Here is a 20,608-nt window from a genome sequence, read left to right as displayed (position 1 = left end):
TGTTTTATCCGTAAAAATTTTGATCCAACGTCTCAATTTGATACGGACCAAGGTTAATGTGGACCAAGGTTAATGAGTCCACCAGGCTGAACTTCATAATGCCATCACTGGCCTTTTGTCTTAATTCGATGCGTTTCGGTGTCGATAATTTCGGATCAATCATATTGACCCATTTACTTGAGTTACTTTCCTGCATTCTGTCATTTCGTCTGGTCATGATGCGTTCCTTATGGGTTTGAAGTTCACTAGCTTGAAGAAGCGATTGACCTTTCTGTCGAGAGCTTCCTTTAACGCAAAGGGATTGAGGTTGTCGTATTGCCGCTTTAGACGAGCTTTCACTTCTGAGGATATGGTTGGTTCAGCCATGATTCGGTCATAGGGTGTCATTGGTTTTGAGTATTCTCGCTTGTACTTTGAACCTATTCTTGTCTTTCTGATTAACTTCATCTGCGGCATAAAATAGTTTTGCAACTGTGACCACTCATTAGCGTAAATGTCGTTCATTAACTCTATGAGTTCTTTTTGGTCTATTCTATGGTAACCAAAAAGCTGCCGTACATGAGTGTAGTTCTTCTGCTCAACATGGCACTGATCGTTCTTGCGGTATGGACGACCACGCTTTATCTTGTGTGCCTGGCCAAGTTGAGACATATAGTTGAGCAGCTGGTGATTCAAGAACTCAGAACCATTGTCGCAGCAAAATTCTTTAATTTTGAACGGAAGATTTTCTTCGATATTTGTAATACCGTTGACCACTCCTATGCCTGACTTACCCCATTGGGCTCGCACTTCTGTCCAACCCGTCTTAACATCTGTTAAGGTCAGACTCCAGGCAAAGACTCCACTTAACGAGTCGCCACAATGAGCGACTGTATCCGCCTCAACGACCCCAGCTTCATGGACGTTGTGATCCAGCGGCTTAATCGGGATCCTGTTTTTAAAGTAGTCACTGACAGGCCTCGTGCCAGTATTGTTTTTTCGCTTAAGTTGAGCTTTGTAGCTTCGCAAGTAGCGGTCTATCGTACTTGCCCCCATGCTCATCAATTCTTCCTTTATCGCATCGCTGCAGTGGTTATAATCTTTTAACCACCGTGGCAGTGCCGCCCGCATCCGTTTAGAACACATTTGATCCATCTTCAGCCATACCTTTTTCAGATGGATTATGGCTCCCGCTGAGTACTTCCGCTTTCGACCAGGGTGGCTCTTTCGTTGACTATCTGGCCGATTCAAAGCCCTAATCACAGATTTTCTATGCCAACCAAAATTAAGACCAACCACATCAATAATTTTTTGCTTTTCTTGGTAAGAAGTAACTTGGTAACTCTGTCTCAAAAGTGTTAAATATTGATTTACAGCTCCGCGATCCATCGGTGGTTTCCTCCGTTGTTTCAATGCCTTAGCAATCACAGTTGTGGTAACCGTTATTATGAGGCAGCGGAGCTGTTTTTCACAATACCAAAGTCTCGATAGTAACCCCTTAAAATAACTAGTAACTCTCATTTTGAGGCAATTCGCAATTCGATAATTTCGGATCAATTCGACCAAAGGTCTAAAGTTTTTCAGGAAGCCGCCGATATACATAATATAGACCAAGCGAACCAAAGATTCACTATGGACGTTATAGGAGTACGACTTGAGCTATAAGAAACAACACTCTAGATCAATGCCACAGATAATGGTTCAGGTAGCCGCATGGCTTCTTAGTGTGGGACTCCATCTATATAGCGCGGAATCAGCACAAGCCGCTTGTGCTGGAACAACATACACTTGGCAGGCCGATGCCGGTACCACGAGCTGGACCACCAACACCAACTGGGACCCCAACGGGCAACCTAACACCAATACCGAAAATGCCATTATCGTATCGGATTGGACGATTCCCCAATTTCCAAACTCCAATATTAGCGCAAGCTGTGTGGAGATCCAGTCGGGTCAGCTCACAGCCACGTCAAATGCTCGTCGCTGGACCATTGAAGGGGATTATTTCCGCAACTTGAACCCTGGGTCAATCATCGTACCCGGCGGTAGCCGGTGGACTATTCAAATGTATGGATCAGGGGCACAGACATTTGAAAATGTGGATCCTATACCTCGGCTAAAAATTGGAAACTCCACATCAGTTACATTCACGGACTCATTCACGATATTAGATCGCTTCACTTTTACAACAGGCGCAAACACGCTCTATGTGGATGCCGATGTGACTATTGACCCTGCAGCCACTTCTGTGACCATACCGGCCCTAACTACAGTGGTTGTGCGAGATGGCGGCACTCTTCGATTTCTCAGCGGCGTCACTGTAGATGGGGTGCTAAAAGTAGAAGGTGGCGGAAAAGTCATAATGGGCGACGGCACCACACTCAGTGTTTCATCTGGAGGTTTATTTCGGTTGGCAGGAGTTTCGGGAAACATTGCTCGTCTAGAAGCGGAAAATACGTCGAGTACGTATACCCTGAGTGTGGCTGGCGATGTAAACTTAAGTTATTTTTTGATTTCTAATACTGACGTTTCGGGGATGGACGTCACAGGAACGATTCAGGCTATAGCCAATGGCGATTTCCATTATATTGCAACAAATGGAGCGGCGGTCACCTTGGGGGCAGCGGCATCGGTTCCAAGTCTTTGGCAAACTGTGGGCTTTTACGAAGAAGGCGCTTCAGGCACTCAAATCAACATAGATGCTAGCAGCTACAACGTAGCGAACTTCACCGTAGAAAATTACTCTGGAATCGGCGGATCGGCCAACGAATCTGACACCAATAACCGAGTCGACTGGGGAGGCGAAGCTGCCGCCGGGTTACAGGTAGTTAATGCTTCAGGTGGAAGTGCGCCGCCAGCAACCATAGCCAAGGGATCTGCGGCCACTCATTTTGCCACTTTTGCGTTCTCAATGACGGCCACCGCCGCGACGGCAACGGAGATCACTTCAGTTAAATTCACTCTTGACGGAAGCAATGTGGCTGCTGATGTGAACTACATTCAAGTGTTTGAAGATACCAACTCTAACTGTTCCTACGATGGAGGAACAGACACTCAAATAGGTTCAAACCTCACACCAGCAGGATCGCCGGCAACGGCAACCATTACTATACCAGCCAGCACCATCTCTGTGATTGATACCAATCAAGTTTGTGTGCACGTGTTATTAGCGACAAGTAGTGCCGCCGCTACAGATGCCACAGTCGGGATAGCTATTTCGGGATCGGACGATGTGGTTAATAGTGAATCTTATGATTGGTCAGCCACAGGAGGCCCACCGGTTTCGGCAGGAACTTCCACAATTACTGGCTCTGCAATAAAAATCTGGAACGGTGGATATGGTCCAGCGCCCGGAGGTACATGGACTACGGCCAATAACTGGTCTCCTTCGGGGGTGCCAGATTCATCCACCGATTGTCAAATCGGTGCAGGCGGTTATTCCTACGCGCAGTTTCCCAATAACACCGCTCGGGATTGCTTAAACGTCACTCTCCCTAGTAGCGGTACGCTTTCATGGGCCAATCGCACGACTAATTTTCAGGTCAGTGGTTCTCTTTCTATTGGCTCCAGTTACAATTTTTTAAACGCCACAAATGGTACAATTACTATGAGTGGTTCAACCAATCAGAGTATTTCAGCGAGTACCACATTCCCTGGAAATTTCGCAGTAAATAGTAGTGGCGGCGAAGTCACCCTCGAGTCTGACTTCACTGTGAGCGGCGACTTCACACTCACAGCTGGAACTTTTAGGGTGGTGAGTGGAAACACACTAACAGTTGCTGGTGATATAAATGTGAATGGTGGAACTTTCATCGTCGACCCCAATGCAACGGTGGTTTTGGGCAATGGGTCTGCATTTACAGTAGGTGTTTCTGGCCAACTTGATCTGATTGGATCTTCAGCCTATCCAGCTACAGTCACCACAGCAAACACTTCTAATGCAATGACAGTAGTAATCAATGGAACTTTGCGAGCCCAATACTATCAATTCAGTCGGCTTGGAGCAGCAGGCGTAACCGTAAACTCGGGAGCCTCCATTGATGCGACCTACCATATGCAAAATGGAACATTCTCCTACCCAGTCGCTAATGGCACAACTCTTCTCACATTAAACCGGCAAGTACCCGGTAATGCATGGGATACCATGACTTTTGAGACGGGTGGATCATCAGCTACAAGCCCTATGGCAATTACAACGAGCACCTCAGCGGGCACGTTAACCGTGACCAGTTACTCAGGCGATTTGGCTGCAGATGCATATACCACTGATCCCACTTATGATGTGGTCTGGTCTACGCCAACCAACACCATCGACTTGACTCAAGAAGCGACCAGCCCAGGCAGCGTGAATCAGGGCGAAACTTACAACATGGGTCGATTTGGGTTTCAGCAATCACAAGCGGGCAGTTTTAACGACACCACAATCACTTATATACGAATAGGACTAACAGGCACCGGATCCGCAGCCGATGTGTCAGCAGTTCGTCTTTATGATGATACAGGCTGTTCGGGCAGCGGAGGCACGCTTATTGGAACTGACACCTTTTCAGGAAACCCGGCTCGCGTGGAGTTTTCAAGTCTGAGCGTTTCAGTGCCGGCCCACGCGACCACGCCGCCATTAAGATGTGTTTATGTGGAGTACGACATTGATGCGTTAGCCACGGCAGGTTTAACAGTGGGAGCTCAAATTGTGGACGCCACCCATGTGGTCAATTCAGAAGGATATGCTTTTAATGCATCCGCGGCACCACCGGTTACACTAGGATCAGCCCCAAGTATCAATGGAAATACCACAACCTGGACGGGAAGTGGCGGGACTGGATGGACTACGGCGGGATCATGGACCAATGGAGTTCCAAATTCATCTCTCAATTGTGTAATTAACAACACAGCCAACGACCCCATAATTTCTGGAGGTACAGCGACCTGTAAATCACTTAATATGGGTAACGGAATCCTAACGATGACGGGCGGAACTCTAGAGGTTTACGGATCATTTACCAACACAGGAACCTTCACTCAAGGTGGCAACTCATTGGTGTTACGCGATGACGGCGCCACGGCGACCAATCAGGACTTGCAAAGTTCATCCAGTTTGACAGGAGTCACATTCAATAAAACTGCCGGCGGCACGGTGCGAGTGAACAGCACGATTGTGGTATCCAGTGCTATTTCACTTGGAAGTGGAAATAACTTCACACTGGAAGTGGAATCTTCTGCCATATTAAGAGCCAGTGCTGGAATCACAGTGGATGGGGCCACACTCCAGGTAGACGAAGGTGGCACATTACAGCTAGGTTCTGGCCAGACCCTGACAGTTTCTGGTGGAACTCTTAAAACCACCGGCACAAACGATGCCTATCCACAAAGTACAACCAATAAAGCTGTTATTTCCAATGCCGGTTCGGGCACGTGGACTTTTTCAGCCACTTCTGGGGCACTTGATCTGGTGGGTTTCTTAATTGATGACTTAGACACAAATGGCCTTAACATCGGTGGTACGACATCGGTCACTCAAATTAACGGCGGACAGCTTCGAAATTTATCCACTTCATATGCATCGGTAAAAGGTATTCAGTTTAATACAACAGGAAGTTTGCCGTCGACAGTATCGAATTTTGGTTGGAATTGGGGCCCCGACAACGCTCCTCCGGCTACATCTGAGTCGTATCTTTTGGCAAGCTCTACAGGGTGTGCGTCACAGACAGTTTCATTTGATCAATGGTTTGGTGACTTCTTTGTAGATGTAGACGATCCAGTCACTTCTACCAAAGTGTCAGCCACAAATTGCACGATAAACATTGCAGCTGCGGCCTCTCCTGTGCAGTTGACAGCGTTTGATGCCGAAGGTTTTGACTCAGTGGTGCGTCTGGCGTGGTCAACGGGCTTAGAGTGGAGTCACCAAGGGTTTAATGTTCTCAGAAGCGACAACCCCGAAACAGGTTATGTGCAGATTAACAGTCAGCTCATCAGAAACAATGTGTTGTCCACAACAATTCATGGAGAATACGTGTTTGACGACCACGATGTGGTGAACGATCAGACCTACTATTACTTGATTGAGGATATCTCAACAAATAATGTGCGAACTCTCCACGGCCCGGTGTATGCACAGCCCAATGCGGGTGCCGGCGCACCGCCAGGAGTGGGAGTCGGAGTGATTTACACTTCGTCTAATGAAGCCGATTCAAGCTCGGGCAGTGATTCTGATAACTCATCAGAGTCAAAAGAAATCGCCCCCTATGTGGATTTATTGGCGGCCACCAATAGCGGAATGAGACTTCGAATCACCGTTCCCGAGTACTTAAAAACCATCAACCTTCTCAACCCGCTCTATGACGATGTGAATATTGCACACTACAGTTTATCCACTGAGGCGGGCAAGCCTGCGCTACCAGAGCGAACAATATTAGTGAAAATACCAAGCGTACAATCGGTTACTCATTCGGTTGTAAATAGCGTGTCGCGCTTAGACGCAAACGTGAAGGTAGCGCCAGCTCCCGAATGGGTCCCGGTGGTTAACAACTTGGTGCCCCAATGGAGTATTGATTCAGCGACTTATGCAGACAATCAGCGACTGCCTCTTTCGAATATCTCGTTGGGAGATTTATACACTGAAAATGGCACCACTTATCTTCCGATTAAGGTCCAACCCATCCGGTTTAACCCAGTGGCGAATGATGTTGATTTCACAAGTTCCATAACCCTTGACGTATTCTTCAACGGAGCTTCCAGCTGGGTTCCTCCCGTTGTGGCAGGGGTCGACCCATGGGCTGTCAGCGGCGCCATTAAAGTAGGATTCTCAAAAACGGGTATCTACGAAATCAGTTATGACGAGCTAGAAGTCTTAGGGTTAACAGGTCCGTTTGCGAACGCAAACGTCGACGAAATTCAAATGTATTTTATGGGTCAAGTTTTACCTATTGAAATAGTCAGTGGGGACGGTGTTTTTAATTCTGGCGATGTCATCCGATTTTTTGGCCCCTATAGAGAGCGAGTAGACAGCTCTGAGAACTATGTGTTTTTAGTGAATACACCGGGCGTGTCGGGGGCAAGGGTTTCCACGGCAGACGGAAATCCAACCTCATATCCACCGATCTCATCACCTAGCCACTTGGCCACAAAGAGAGTGGAACAAGACTTGTATGCCTATTTGAACGAGCCCTATGGGGAAGATATGGATCACATATTGTGGCATCGATTTTATGCGCCACCAGCTAATGCAGGGGATGAATTTTTTAGCGTAGATGTAGATCTGCCGAACCTTATTCAAACTGGAGACATTCAAGTGTCAGCCCTACTTAAAGGGTCACGCGGAGGACAGATTGTTTCTGGAAAGCACCACGTTCGATTGTGGATTAATAATATTGCAACACCCTATGATTTCGAGTTTTCTACAATTGAACCCGTGCTAGCCACCTTCAAAGTGGAATCCCACTATTTCGTCCCAGGCATCAACCGAATTCAATTAGAAGCCCTTGGCACTTATACAGGTTCTCAATACGACGTGATCGACATCGATTATTTAAAGCTTGATTACCCCCATGCCTGGGTGGCTGAGACTGATGTGGCTGAGTTTTCCGTATACGAGCCGCAATCAGTGGTTTCTCTAGGACATTTTGCTGATCCCAATTTGTTTGTCTATGACATTTCCACGCTTTCAGATATTCGCCGCATAGAAGGCGCCGACGTTCAATATCAAGTTTCAACTGAGAACACGGTATCGTTCAACACTGACTACGGCCGAAAATTCTTTGTTGCATCCTCGGCAGCAGTGCTGGAGCCGTCCTCGCTGTCCATGTCAAATGGCAGTGACCTGAAGCTCAATACTCACCAGGCAGATATACTTTTTATCGGAACTAACGAGTTGCTTTCTGCGGCTGAAAAACTCATTGAGCACAGAAGGTCACAAGGGTTTGCCGTCGCCAAGGCGTCCGTTGAAGACATCGCCAATGAATTTGGCATGGGATACGTGAATCCCCAGGCGATTAAGGATTTCATTGATCATGTTTATGCCAGTTGGATGTCGCCAGCTGTAAAGTATGTGGTGATCTTGGGCGACGGAACCGTGGACCCCAAAGGCCGTTTAGGCGGATCGGTTAAAAATATAGTGCCAATTAAGTTGGTGAAGGGGCTCTATTGGGACTATGCCAGTGATTTTTGGTACGTAAAAGACGACGTGACAGGGTATCCAAGGGCTGCCGTAGGGCGAATTCCCGCCACGAGTGCTGCAGAGATGCAGGTTTATGCAGATAAAGTTATTGCATTTGAAAGTGGAGACCGGGCACCAGCGGCCGATCAAAGCAACCGAATCGTTATTGTTTCAGACGAAGATCAATATGGTGGAGAGCATTTTGATGCCAAATCGGATCAGCTTGAGTCAACCATATTAAGTCTTCGCCCAGAGGCTGCTGTGACCAAAATCAGAAAGTCACAGCTCTCGTCAGCGCAGGCTAAAACAGAAATTTTAAACAGTTTTAGTGATGGTCCACTCGTAATGCACTATATAGGTCACGGAGCTGAAGATATGTGGTCCGACTCAAGTGTTTTCACAAATGCTGACGCAAATAACTTGAGCAATACCAATACACCTATTGTGGTGGCAATGAACTGCCTAAACGCCCATTATTATGATCCTAACCGAAGCTATCGAGGCCTAGGAGAAACTTTAATATTCAAAAAAGAGGGCGGCGCTGTCGCTTTTTGGGGATCCACTTCTCTCACTATACCAGAAGTACAAACGCCCATTCACAAGGCGTTCTATGAAACCCTGGTCACAGGTGAGCTCCGAGACATGGGGTCCATTATAAATATGGCCAAGGTTCATGGTGGTGGTAATCAGCAATCAAACGAAGTGGTCAACTCATGGTTGTTAATTGGTGATCCAGCGTTAAGACTTCCTTCTGCCAGTTTTCCAGCCCAAGTTGACCCCGCATCGCCGGTGGCGGAGAACGCGCCCCAAGCCTCTGGTGGTAAAGGTGGGGGTTGTCAGGTGTTTGCGGCTGACGGCCAATCATCGGGGTCTGGTTGGCCTTGGTTGGAACTGCTCTTTTTGATGATTCCAGTGGTTATCAATTTAACGCTTCGACGATTGAGAAAAGCTATTTCTTAGGACTTAGGTCGCAAGAATTCTTAATTCTGCCGTGTTAGCATAGTGATCATGGAAATGATTGTTAATAGGGTCAATGTGGCCTTTGATCAAAAATCGGTTCTAAAAAACATAGACGGAAATTTCAATCACGAACAGGTGGTGAATGTCTATGGCAATAACGGCATCGGAAAAACTACGCTTTTAAGGGTACTTTCCGGAATTCAAAAGCCCGACAGTGGCCAAGTTATCGTGAACGGGATAGACCTACATAAAAATATTGACAAATTTAAGGGGAATATACGATGGGTGCCCGCCACTGAGCGGGGCTTATTCATGTTGGTGACCGGCCTGGATAATGTAGAATTTTTCGCAGCCATCAATGAAATATCAAAACCCGAGCTGCAGCGACACATAGAAAATTGGTCTAGGCTACCCATTTTTTCTGAAGCCTTATCAAAAAGAGTGAACGAATGTTCTACGGCCATGCGGCAGTTGCTGCGGCTTTTTATTGCCGTTCTCGGTAGACCCTGGCTGATATTTCTCGATGAGCCGATGCGAAGTTTTGATGCCGGCACACAAGAATCAGTTTTGGTGATTTTAAATGAGTATCTGTCTACCAACGAATGTGTGGTGTTTTTATCAAGCCCCAAGCCTTTTTCGGATGAGAGAAACACTTTTCAAATTAAGGGACTTCCTTTATGAGCTTAACGAAAGCTTTTTGGATAGGAGCGAAAAGAGAGTTTTCGTATGGCTATCCCAACAAAAGACAGTTTGCCTTTCAATTTTTAGGTGATGTTATTATGCTGGGGATTATGTGGTTCACATCGCAAGCGTTTTCACCAACCTTTGTGGGCGAAGGCACTCTTTACCAGACTTATTTTGCTTTTGTTTTTAGTGGTTATATAAGTTTTCTGATCCCTTCAGCGCTGTTATTGAGATTCACCGATGCAGTCACGCAGTCTATTCAAGATGAAACTTTTTTTTCTATTGCTCACTCAAAAAAGGGGCCGGCCAAAGTCTATTCGATCTTGGGGTTTTCAGGTCTGCTATTTGATCTGGTAAGATTAATTACTTTATTGATTATTGCGCGATTGATGTTTGGATTCGACCTTTCAGTGATTCAAATGACATGGTGGTGGACTGTTCAATTGCTGGCAGTACCCTTATTTTGGGGCTTGGGATTATTGACCTGTGGTCTAGTAATGAACTTTGGAAGGGGTCAAGGGCTTATGTTGAGCATAACCAACGTTCTGGCCGTCTTAAGCGGCGTTTATTTTCCCGTTCAGGTTTTTGGAACTTCTATGGAGGCAATATTAGAAAAATTCTCACCGTTTACAGTGGTAATTAATTTGTCTCGGGCTTCTCTTTCGGGCTTTGCCGGTTCAGAGCACTTAACTTCGTTATTCATTCTAGGGTTTGGCGGCGGTATGGTTCTGGTAGGGGGTTTTTATTTTTTTCTATGGTCGTTTAGGCGCCGAAATCAAGTGATTCTCGATAAATTGGTGTACACACACTATGAGTAGGAGTTCACTTACCCTAAAAGAGTTGTTTTATCCAAGTTCTGAAGTTGGATTGGCACAACTGCTTCAAACTAATGAATGGGTGATCTCAGATCATCGCTTGGCAGGCTGGCTATATTCATATGGGCGAAAAAAATTTGGAGTCAATAGTGTTCAAACGCTTAAAACGGAGTGGCTCAATCAGTGGTTGAAAAATCAGATATTTTTGGAGAATTGGCTGAGCTTAAAAAATAGGTTCGCAAGTCGAGGTATCGAAACGGCACCGATTAAGGGCATAGCTATGCTTGAGAGTCTGTATGAGGACTCGGGAGCCCGTGCTATTTCTGATATCGACATATATGTTGAGGCGGAGCAACACCAAGCTGTTGATCGACTTTTAACAGAAAATGGTTGGGCACCGCAAGCGGATGAACTGAAGTGGCAATTCAACAGGCACAAAAAAACCTACACGAAAAACAAGAATGGTGTTGAAATTCCGCTGGAAGTTCACTTTGAAATCATGCCAAACTGTAACAGAAACCAAAAGGCAAAAATCAGTGTACTCGATATGGCAAAATTGAATTCTGCAGAGAATCTTGTTTATCTGAGTGGGCACTTGGCTTACCAACACACCTTCATTAAGTTATTTTGGTTACACGATATTCACTTGTTACTGTCAAAAGACACCCATGCCCTAACTCAGGCAAGATCAGTGAGTGAGGAAGTCGGGCTGGTTACAAGTCTAGATATAGTGTTACACGCCTGCGAGAAGTTCTTTAAAACAAATCTCCCTTTAGCGCCGCCACATTTGTGGTGGTCTGGACTAGTGAGTGAGTCATTTCTGGTGTCGCCTCGCCGATACCCGGCTCACTACTTCATGGTGAAGCACCTTGTTAAGGGTAGATTGAAAGAGGCGCTCTGGTATGATTTTTACTGGTTCTTATCGAAGGCCAAGGGGGGCATAGGTGAGCGAGTCCAATTCAAATAAAAAGCAAAAGAAAAAGTACAAAAAACCACAAGTGAAATCAGAAGACCTGATGACATTTGGAGCCTCGTGCAACGGTATGGCCACAGGTGGACGAAAATCCACAGCAGGGCCGCCAGACAATTGTAACGCGTCGAAATTACTTTCGTAACTGAAAGAAGTTTCCATGCAGAGTTCATTGAGCACAAGCGATTTTGAGGCAAAATTCGTCCTGGCGGAGGCTTTGGTCGGCGGAGCGGTATCGCCGCAAGAGAGCGGTGTAGATTTTTGCTGCGAAATCCATGGGCTTCCCTTTCAGTTTACTTGTTTTAGTGCGCAGGCCTATTCATTTTTAAAAGAACACATACCCAACCTTTGGAAGATGATTTCATTTGGAAACGACCTTTCATCTGTGTACCGCGTAAATTGGTATGAGCCAGGTCAGGTGGGATATCCAGAAAGCCTTGTTTGGGACAGTCAAGAAAGTCCAGATTTGCTTGAAAGGACGTTGCCCGGAAAAATTCAGGTGGTGGCACAAAGGGATTTTGTGGCAATGATAAAAGGCTCGTCTGAGATTGATCTCGTGACAGACCCTCAACAGCCGGATGGTTTTTTCAATTTTTTAAGGTGGTTTATACCGCCTAAATTATTCGTACAAAATAAAGTGTTGTTCCATTCAAGCGGTATTGTAGGAGAACAGAATGATGTGACCCTATTTATCGGGCCCTCTGGTGCAGGCAAAACCACGATCTCCACATTTTTCTCCGAAGCCAAGCGCCTGGGTGATGACATGAACATTCTTGATTTTTCTGATGGCGATTTGCGGGTGCAACCCAGTTTTATGGGCCAGAAGTTTTTTAACCCCAGTTTTTTTGGTCAGTCATTTCGTTTAAGAAATATTTATTGGCTGTCCCAGTCAAAAAACACGTTTGTTTCAGATATGGAAGAAGAGAATCGCCGCCCAAGGCTTCTAAGTTCATTTTCAAATTTGGCCTGGGATAATTTCAATGACCAAGATGAGAGCCGCCTATTTACCTTGTTGAACTATCTGACGAAAAACATAGAGTTTAAAGTCATGCACTTCAATCTTACCGGAGACGTTCAAAATGAAATTTGAAGAAAACTCGGTCCTACGCAGATCAAAAGTACCCTGGCAAGAACTTGATGGATCGGTGGTGCTACTGAATCCCGCAAGACGGCGGGCTCATGAGTTAAATGAGGTTGGATCGTGGATTTGGATGGCCTTAGAGAGTCCAACCACGCTTAAGCAATTGGCCGTTGAGTTTTGCTCTGAATTTGAAGTCGATGCTGAAGAATTCAAAAAAGATCTTGTGCCGTTTGTAGAAACACTTAGCGCTGAAGGGCTTGTTGAATGGCGGTAGCCAGTGAAAAAGGGAGCCTACTGGATCAGTGGTTAGCAAAAAGTGCCAAGGAGTTTATACCTCTACAGGCTTCTTTGGAGCTAACAAACAGGTGCAATGAACGCTGTCGTCATTGTTATATACCCTCGTTCAAAGACGACCCAGAGAGAATTTTAAGTCAAGACCAATGGTTTAGAATTCTTGATCAGCTGAGAGAGGCTGGCACTTTATACTTAATCCTGATGGGCGGCGAAGCCATGCTAAATCCACATTTTTGGTCTATCGCCGAGAGGGCCGGGAGTTTGGGGTTTCATCTGTCGATGATTACAAATGGCTTGTTAATCCGATCGGAAGGCGTAGCTCAAAGGTTAAAGGATGTGGGATTTTCCGCCTTAACCTTTAGTCTTTATAGCTTAGATCCAGAAATCCATGATGATCTCACCAGGGTTAAGGGTTCATGTGAAAAAACAAAGCGAGCCATTGAATTTTGTAAAGACGCCGGTATTGAATCCTATGTGAATTGTTTGCTTACGAGCAAAAATGCTCACACGGTTTTCGAGCTTTATGAATGGTGTGTGGAGCGAGGTCTTGATGCAAAAGTAGACCCTGTGGTGACATCAAAATTTGACGGCGACCTTGAGCCCACGTTGTTGCGCGCAACAAAAGATCAATTGAGGGAATTTTATTTGGAACGCGCCAGACGTTGGCCAAACAGTAAGCCAAAAGGCTTTGCCAATCAGTTTGAAGAATACGTATGTAACGCAGCCAAGGGAAAATGTGCCGTGACCGCCTACGGCGATCTATTGTCTTGCATTGAGGTGCGTGAGCCGTTGGGTAATTTAGCCAAGGATGACTTTCAAACACTTTGGAACTCAAAAATCGCCGAAAAATGGAGAAACATAAAGTTTCGTGATTTAGAAGACACACCCAACGGCAAAGCCTACAATCACTGTGACCATTGCCCCGGCATGTCTTGTAATGAAAAAGGTAAAGCCCACAGTCCCGTCGACTTTATTAATGAGTTAGCTGAAGTGAAAGCCAATCTTTAGGGGTAGCGTTGGATACCGTAATCCATGATAAAAGCATGTGGCCGCTGATTGAACCAGGTGATCACTTGGCTTTGGAGTTTTTTGAAAGCCCGCAACCCATCGAGAGTTTTTCTGAAGGTGAAATTTTGCTTTTACGAGATTCATCTGAGTGGATCGCTCACCGGGTTCATAACCGCAACGGTCAAAAAGTGACCAAAGGGGACCGCTCCCGTTTATTCGATGATCCTGAATTGTTGGCCTGGGGAAAAGTCACTGGAACTTGGCGAAGGGGGAAAAAATTTTACTGGGGTGAAAAACCACATGAGTTGAATAAAATTTTCGTCTATCTCTCAAAAATCCGGACACCCCGCCGTACCCGCGTTGCTCGTGGGCTATTAAACGGCCTGTTATACCTGAGCTACATGGCTTTTAGGTGGGTTGCGTTCGGCAAGCATCTATCGCAAAGCCTGAAGAGAGCTGGTTTTTTTCTTAAGTTACTGTTGTCGCCGCAAGACTTGAAACGGGTATCTGATAGCACGGTGAGGCAAAAATATAGTAGTGAAAGAGAGGTTTGGGCCAGTGAGACTCATAATTCAAGGGGGTTCGACCCGGGAGAGTACCAGGCTGTAGAGGACTGGAGGGTTAAGACAAAAAAGCCCTGTGCTAAGGTTATGGTCGTCGGTTGTGGTGCTGGTAGAGAATGTTGGGCATTTGAAAGTTTGGGCATGACGGTCACAGGTGTGGATATTTCCACGTCGATGATTGAAAGGGCCAAGGAATCGGCCAAAAAAATAAATAGCACCTGCCAATTTTTAGAGGGATCAGTGTTTAGTATTAGCCCAGACAGAAAGTTTGATCTGATTTACTTATCCAGCGGAATGATCAATCACATCTCGGGAAAAAAAAGGCGTATAGAGTTTTTGAAAGCCTGTGGGCAGCGCCTAGAAAAAGGGGGATGGTTGTTGCTCTCAGCCGAATACAAACCGGCAAAAAGAAGCGCTTTCGTCACCATCATGAGCGGTGTTTTAAAGTTGAAATTCGGCAAGCAAATTGAAGTCGGCGACACGTTTAGAGCGATTATTGAGACACATTCGAATTCTGAAGAGTTAGTTTTTTGGCACAGGTACTCATCAAAAGAAGATGTAGAGGTTGAGTTAAAAAATACGAGGGTTTTTGAATCTGGCCAAACAGCAGAGCCATTTTTCCTGTGGCAGAGTACGACCGAGGATTAGTTATTCTCTTTTTCTTGCTGTTTTTTAGCCCACTCTTCAGCTGTATAATAATTGTAGACTACCCGAAGTTCGTAGGAGACGTCACCGTCAACCAAGTTGGCTCGCCACTCATAATTGTTCCCAGCTAGATCCTTTTCTTTGTCGACGCCCGTTTTTGCAAAAGTATAGTCGTAGTTGTCATATTGCCCGGCAAAGAATTCGTCCGGCGTTATCGCCTGATTTTCTTGAAAGGCAATGGGGGCCATCTTGTAGATATCGCCGCGCTCAAAGCCGACATAACTTGATGTGAGAATCACGTCGGTGGCAGAGCGAACATCCATAAATGAGATAATTTCTTTTCCGCCAGAAAAACTAGAGCCCAGCTGAAAGTTGGCCATACAAACGCTGGAGGTAACGAACGGCTCATCAGTGCCTTTTCGACTATTTGGCTTTTGAACTACATGCACTTTTAAGTCAGACAAAGGGCCTTTTATGCTCTTGTTATGATAGAAAACCTCAGCTGATTTGAGTTCGTAGACTCCCGGCACAAACTGATCGGTGTTTGAGAGGTCAATTTTCTGATAGTCACTGGCCGTTTCATTGAGCTGGGGAAACGGCTTGTAATCAGAAGCCGACCGCTCGCTGCCTCGACAGGAATTGCCCTCGCGTTTTCGGCCATTGTTACCACAGCCCACCAACCCCAACAGGGTCAGGGAGAAAATCAAAATCGCACCAAACTTTGCCATAGTTATTTCCTTTTTCGGACAAGAAGGCCCAAAATAGGCGACGCGGCGCATTCCAGTCAAGGCTTATTTATAACTAGCTGAATTTATTGGGGTTGATAGAGCAAAAAGCTCTTCGTTTCGGGGTCAAACCGGTAGGCGTTGAGGTGCCCTGTGAGCTTTTGGTCAAAACTGGGGGCTACGATTTCTCGTACCCCATCGTCGTTAAGGTCAACCAAGGCCAGGTTTGTCGCCCGATCTTCGATATATATGTAGCCGTCTTTAGGGTCTGGCCAATTGATCCGTCCTAACAAAGGCCTGGCCCCGGTGTCAGAGGAACCATAGACTTCTAATAAAAGGCCATTGGCTGTTCTTATTTTTATCACTTTGACCGAGGAACCATCGTTAAACAAATCGCCGGTGACAGTGGCCAGGATCTTCCGGGTGTTTGGCGGATTCAGCCAACTATAGATGGCCTCACGCCACTCGCCATTGAGCACCACAGCGAGATTTGCAATCAATACTGCTGAAAACAAAAAACCAGTGATCAACGTCGACGGCTTAATTTTTTCTCTAATGTTCAACATAAAATAAATAATGCGCCATTTGCCCAAAAATCGCTAGTCCAGAATCCGCGCAATAAAGCTGATTTGTCGGCCCGCCTCTCCATGATCTCGTCGAAAGGAATGGAACTCTGCGGAGGAAAACGTGTCGGGTGCAAAACAAAAAATATTTGCCTTCGAAACGCCGTGAGTAACAAGTTGCGACTGAGCGATGATAGTTAGGTCAATAAAGCGTTTATCGCTGTGTTTCGGATGATCAAATACAACGGCACCCAAATTTTTTAGCGGTTTATAAATTTCTTGTATCTGGGTGGCCACATCAAGGCCAACTTCAAAACTGTTTGCGCCAATGTGCGGACCAATAAAGGCTTTTGTCGGTGATTGGAGCGAAGAATTAATAGATCGCAAAAAATCTATAGAGCGCGGGATAACTCCGTTAGCGATTCCACGCCACCCGGCATGAATAGCTACAACGTAGTCTCCACTAGAGAGCATCACGGGAATGCAGTCTGCAGTTTGAATGCAAGGGGCCGCCCCTCTCTCAAAAGAATAATGGGCATCCGCAGTGGGCGAGCCTTGAGAGACAGGCACTATCGCGTTGCCATGAACCTGCTTCAAAAAATAAAAATTCAACTTATGAAAATGTTGGCCCATCGCCTCTTTTTGTAGATGTCGGGTGCCAAAAAAAACAACTAATCCGTCGGCTTCGTGTTTGTATCCAATGGTTTTTTCTTCACACACGACGGGGCTAAACATCTAAGAAAATCCTAAAAGTTCTACGAGAGGCAAAAGGTCATCTGGCCAACTCGATCTAAACATGAGTTCTTCACCGGTTTGCGGGTGTGTAAAACCAAGCTCGGCCGCGTGCAGCCCGATTCTTTGCATTTGTTTGATCAATTTTCGAAGTTCAACCGATTTAAGATTTTTTGTTCGACTGTTAGATCCATAGATCTCATCACCAAGAATTGGATGGCCAAGTTCTGAAAGATGCACTCGAATCTGATGAGTCCGACCGGTTTCAAGCTGACATTGCAAGTGAGTGACTCCAGAGGCATGACTCCTAATTTGCCGAAAGTGAGTGATAGCCAATTTTCCGGAAGGAGTTTGCTCAGGGATTAGGCGCTCTGAGGCAAACTTTTTTCGATCGACGGGATGCCTTTTCAAATAAGTCTGCTGAGTCCCCTGTGCTTGTTTCACTGGGCCATAAACAAGCGCCCAATAAATTCGGTGTACAGTTTTTTGTCGAAACTGCGCAGATAGATGACTTTGAGTAAAGTCATTTTTAGCAACAACAAGCAAGCCGCTGGTGTCTTTATCCAGTCGATGCACAATTCCGGGTCGGTTTTCACTAAAACCCATCGAAAGGTCTTTGGCTTGATGGACAAGGGCATTGACCAGGGTGTCCTGATGGTGGCCGGCAGCCGGATGGACAACAAGTCCTGCTGGCTTATTCAATACCAAAAGGTCTTTGTCTTCAAATAGTACATCAAGTGGAAAATCATAAGGAAGCAGCTCTGATTTTTGGTCTACCGGTATTTTCACATCATAGATTTCATCGGAATGAACCACGTGTGAAGCCTTAGCAGCCCGGCCATTTAATCGCACCCATCCACATTGAATTAATTTAGCAGCACGCGATCGTGTGCCTACAAGCGGATGAGCGGAAAGGGCGCGATCGAGTCGCACTCCATCGTCTTCAGAAGCAACTTTAAATTTAAACGTATTAAACTGCAATTCAGTCAAGAGAGGCCTTTTTAAGTCGTTTCATGTAACTATTAGCCACCTTGTTTTCATCGAGGCCAACAAGTCGAGCCATTTGTACCACAAATCCGCGAACAAACACGCGGGCGGGCATGGCATGGTAGTCTTCACTTTCAACAGCGACCAAGTATGATTTGCTAATTCGAGTTTCTGAAGCCATCTGATCGAGTGTGATATTTTTGTATTGCCGAGCCTTTCGCAGTAAAGGACCAGAGTACTCTGCCGCGTTCATTAGAGTGTTTTCTAAATCAGTATCAATTTTGTAAACACCAAAACGAGTTTTTAAAAAACCTTCGGGCACCTTAGTGGATTCAACTTTTTTTGGTTCAGGCGATGCCGTGGCCGTAGGAGTCGGCTCTGCACCTTCAACAGGGGCCGGAAAGTCAGGAAGGTCATCGCCACTTATTGGGGCCATTACTTCTGGTGGGTTGTGCTTAGCCATGAGGTCTCGATCATACCGACTTCGTGAGGCCTGATTGCCAAGCACGGTGAACGCTTCTTCTATGAGGTTCATCAGCTCGCGGGCTTCTTCTTTAGTAAACATCGAATAGAGCGCGGTACTGTCTTGGTTATACGTCGCCTTAGCTCGCTTGTAGGCCGCATAAATTTCATGTTGGGGCGCTGTTGGTAACACCTCCAAGATGTCGTAAAGAGTCTGTTTCAATTTTCCAGCCATAGGATCGCTTATCCCGCCTTTTTAACATCAGATTCACTGACAATTCCACGAGCAATGGTCATTAGTTGAGCATACAGCCGGCTTTGCGGACTTTCCAGCACTACTGGCCGCCTCTTTCGGAGCGCCTGCCATACCGCATTATCATAGTCGAGATAACCTATGAAGCGTGTGGGCAATCCAAAGTATTTATGACTTACGCTTTTAATAGAGTGGCCAAGGCCTGCGTCTTTCGCAGTTCTTGTTTGATTCATGACTATTTTGAATTCAAGTTTTCTTAGTTGCTCGAAAAGCGCAAGAGCGGCTTCAGGGTCATGCTCTTCCAGCTGATTGAGCAAATCTACAGGATGCCGGATTTGATATTTATCTGCGTTGGCCTGAAGTTTTTGCAGCAGCAACGTCAAATCAAATTGCCGCTCAAATCGCTTAACTTTTCTCAAAAATGCCGCTTTCATGAAGCGATAGGCATTTTCTATGCTCGATGGCTCAGGATTGACCGCAATCAGTTGATGTTGGGCCATAAGAAAAAAATCAATAGTAGTATCATCAATGCCAGCGCTCAGGTCTAAGATAACAAAGTCGGCCTTGAGATTAAAAATGGCCGACATGAGCTGACTTTTCTTATCAATATTGAGTGACGTGAAGTTAAAATTTTTGTCTGCCATGGTAACGATTCGGAGATTGGGGATTTTCGTTGTTGTTAAAACATCTTCCAAATTCTTTGAGTCTGTGAGCAACAAATCGTCAAAGCCGCGATCGGGCAAATTTTCACCAATGCAAGTGTGAAGATTGGCGCTCCCCAAGTCTAAGTCCACAAGCACAGTGTTAAAACCCATGTTGGCTAAAAAAATTCCGAGATTTGAACTCAGAAAAGATTTACCCACACCACCTTTGCCGCCTCCAACGGCAATGATCTGCGAATAGGGGTCTCTTACCCCGCGCGTGATTTTTGGCTTTTGTAGCTTCAACAAACCGGACATGAACCTTGTGCCTTAAAATTATTAACTGTTTAAACTAAATTTCACGAATCGGTTTTAACAAACCGCTTCTTAGTTTCTCTTCGGCTTCAGAGCCGCGAATATAAAGAGGTTTTATGGATTTCCAGGACGAAAATTCATTTTTTAGTTGGGGATCAACGGCCATAAGACCTAAGTCGGTGGCTGAAGGCGTATCTTCCAGACCTTCATCTCGATCTAGCCAAGACTTAAGTGGGGCACTCAACCAATTTCCAAAAGTCTCATATCCGTTGCCTACACATGTATGTGATGACTTAATCCGTTCTTCCAATTGCTTAACGGTTATAGCTTCGGGTCCCCAAACTAATTTGTGAGTGGAGTGCGTTGAATCTACTGATTGGTAACAGCTTGCATACATGAGATTTCTAAAAGCATTTATTAAACACAATACAGGTTTATCTGGAAACTTAACCATAGCCGGCCTTGCGAGCACATCAAGCGAACTACATGAGTACACAGGTAAATCATTGGCATAACCTAAGGTTCGGACCAAATTAATTCCCACACGCAACCCAGTGAAGCTACCAGGGCCCTGGCCCACGGCGAGGTGAGTGATGCCAGAAAGCTCTAAGCCAGCTTTGCTTAAACATTCATCAAGCTTTACCGTGATGACTTCACTATGGCTTTTTGACTTAGACCACTGTGTCGAAGCCAGAACTCGAGCACCAGATGAGCTTGTAGACTCTATAATAGCCAGACTTCCCAGTTGCGAACTGGTTTCTACAGAGAGAAGAAACATA

At 45.7% G+C, this 20,608-nt stretch carries 18 protein-coding genes; 9 read left to right on the top strand and 9 right to left on the bottom strand.

What is annotated here, in order from left to right:
• Positions 1-4: 4 nt before the first annotated feature.
• Together H6626_11255 and H6626_11250 are read right to left on the bottom strand one after the other, a co-directional pair.
• Positions 5-217, bottom strand: coding sequence for a hypothetical protein (locus tag H6626_11255; protein USN46777.1), 213 nt, complete (start codon positions 215-217; stop codon positions 5-7).
• Positions 214-1,368, bottom strand: a complete 1,155-nt coding sequence (locus H6626_11250) for an integrase (protein USN46776.1) — start codon at positions 1,366-1,368, stop codon at positions 214-216. The genes H6626_11255 and H6626_11250 overlap by 4 nt, the downstream gene beginning before the upstream one ends.
• Before the next feature lie 265 nt (positions 1,369-1,633).
• Here H6626_11250 and H6626_11245 point away from each other — a divergent pair, with 265 nt between their 5' ends.
• The 9 genes from H6626_11245 to H6626_11205 are packed head-to-tail and all read left to right on the top strand — an operon-like array spanning position 1,634 to position 15,154.
• A complete protein-coding gene (locus H6626_11245; GenBank protein ID USN46775.1) occupies positions 1,634-9,091 on the top strand; it encodes a hypothetical protein in 7,458 nt (2,485 codons plus the stop codon).
• 54 nt (positions 9,092-9,145) lie between these two features.
• Positions 9,146-9,772 carry an ATP-binding cassette domain-containing protein gene (locus H6626_11240; GenBank protein USN46774.1) on the top strand — a complete coding sequence of 209 codons (627 nt, stop codon included), beginning with the start codon at positions 9,146-9,148 and terminating at the stop codon, positions 9,770-9,772.
• Positions 9,769-10,593 (top strand): hypothetical protein, encoded by an 825-nt coding sequence (locus H6626_11235; protein ID USN46773.1) that lies wholly within the window; start codon positions 9,769-9,771, stop codon positions 10,591-10,593. Before H6626_11240 ends, H6626_11235 begins: the two co-directional genes overlap by 4 nt.
• Positions 10,586-11,557, top strand: a complete 972-nt coding sequence (locus tag H6626_11230; protein ID USN46772.1) for a nucleotidyltransferase family protein — start codon at positions 10,586-10,588, stop codon at positions 11,555-11,557. Before H6626_11235 ends, H6626_11230 begins: the two co-directional genes overlap by 8 nt.
• Entirely contained in the window at positions 11,535-11,705 is a 171-nt protein-coding gene (locus H6626_11225; GenBank protein ID USN46771.1) for a hypothetical protein, read from the top strand. The genes H6626_11230 and H6626_11225 overlap by 23 nt, the downstream gene beginning before the upstream one ends.
• Positions 11,706-11,720: 15 nt before the next feature.
• Complete coding sequence (locus H6626_11220) at positions 11,721-12,650, top strand: phosphoenolpyruvate carboxykinase (ATP) (protein USN46770.1); 930 nt, start codon at positions 11,721-11,723, stop codon at positions 12,648-12,650.
• Complete coding sequence (locus tag H6626_11215) at positions 12,640-12,915, top strand: PqqD family protein (GenBank protein ID USN46769.1); 276 nt, start codon at positions 12,640-12,642, stop codon at positions 12,913-12,915. The genes H6626_11220 and H6626_11215 overlap by 11 nt, the downstream gene beginning before the upstream one ends.
• On the top strand, positions 12,906-13,943 hold the full coding sequence (locus H6626_11210; protein USN46768.1) for a radical SAM protein: 1,038 nt from the start codon (positions 12,906-12,908) through the stop codon (positions 13,941-13,943). Before H6626_11215 ends, H6626_11210 begins: the two co-directional genes overlap by 10 nt.
• An 8-nt stretch (positions 13,944-13,951) precedes the next feature.
• A complete protein-coding gene (locus H6626_11205; protein USN46767.1) occupies positions 13,952-15,154 on the top strand; it encodes a methyltransferase domain-containing protein in 1,203 nt (400 codons plus the stop codon).
• On the opposite strand, the gene H6626_11200 is transcribed toward H6626_11205, so the two are convergent.
• The 7 genes from H6626_11200 to tsaB all read right to left on the bottom strand — a co-directional run bounded on the left by H6626_11200 (position 15,151) and on the right by tsaB (position 20,607).
• On the bottom strand, positions 15,151-15,879 hold the full coding sequence (locus H6626_11200; protein USN46766.1) for a hypothetical protein: 729 nt from the start codon (positions 15,877-15,879) through the stop codon (positions 15,151-15,153). The two genes, H6626_11205 and H6626_11200, sit on opposite strands and share 4 nt — an antisense overlap.
• A gap of 83 nt (positions 15,880-15,962) precedes the next feature.
• Entirely contained in the window at positions 15,963-16,442 is a 480-nt protein-coding gene (locus H6626_11195; GenBank protein ID USN46765.1) for a hypothetical protein, read from the bottom strand.
• Between the two features lie 33 nt (positions 16,443-16,475).
• Complete coding sequence (locus H6626_11190; protein USN46764.1) at positions 16,476-17,174, bottom strand: polyphenol oxidase family protein; 699 nt, start codon at positions 17,172-17,174, stop codon at positions 16,476-16,478.
• Positions 17,175-18,152, bottom strand: a complete 978-nt coding sequence (locus H6626_11185; GenBank protein USN49012.1) for an RluA family pseudouridine synthase — start codon at positions 18,150-18,152, stop codon at positions 17,175-17,177.
• 1 nt (position 18,153) lies between these two features.
• On the bottom strand, positions 18,154-18,855 hold the full coding sequence (locus tag H6626_11180) for a helix-turn-helix domain-containing protein (GenBank protein USN46763.1): 702 nt from the start codon (positions 18,853-18,855) through the stop codon (positions 18,154-18,156).
• 8 nt (positions 18,856-18,863) lie between these two features.
• Positions 18,864-19,832: an AAA family ATPase gene (locus tag H6626_11175; protein ID USN46762.1), complete on the bottom strand. Its 969-nt coding sequence runs from the start codon at positions 19,830-19,832 to the stop codon at positions 18,864-18,866.
• Positions 19,833-19,866: 34 nt separating this feature from the next.
• Positions 19,867-20,607 carry a tRNA (adenosine(37)-N6)-threonylcarbamoyltransferase complex dimerization subunit type 1 TsaB gene (gene tsaB / locus H6626_11170; GenBank protein USN46761.1) on the bottom strand — a complete coding sequence of 247 codons (741 nt, stop codon included), beginning with the start codon at positions 20,605-20,607 and terminating at the stop codon, positions 19,867-19,869.
• Position 20,608: the final 1 nt, after the last annotated feature.

The organism is Pseudobdellovibrionaceae bacterium, assembly GCA_023898385.1.
Lineage (GTDB): Bacteria > Bdellovibrionota > Bdellovibrionia > Bdellovibrionales > UBA1609.
This window is presented reverse-complemented; position numbering and strand designations above follow the sequence as displayed.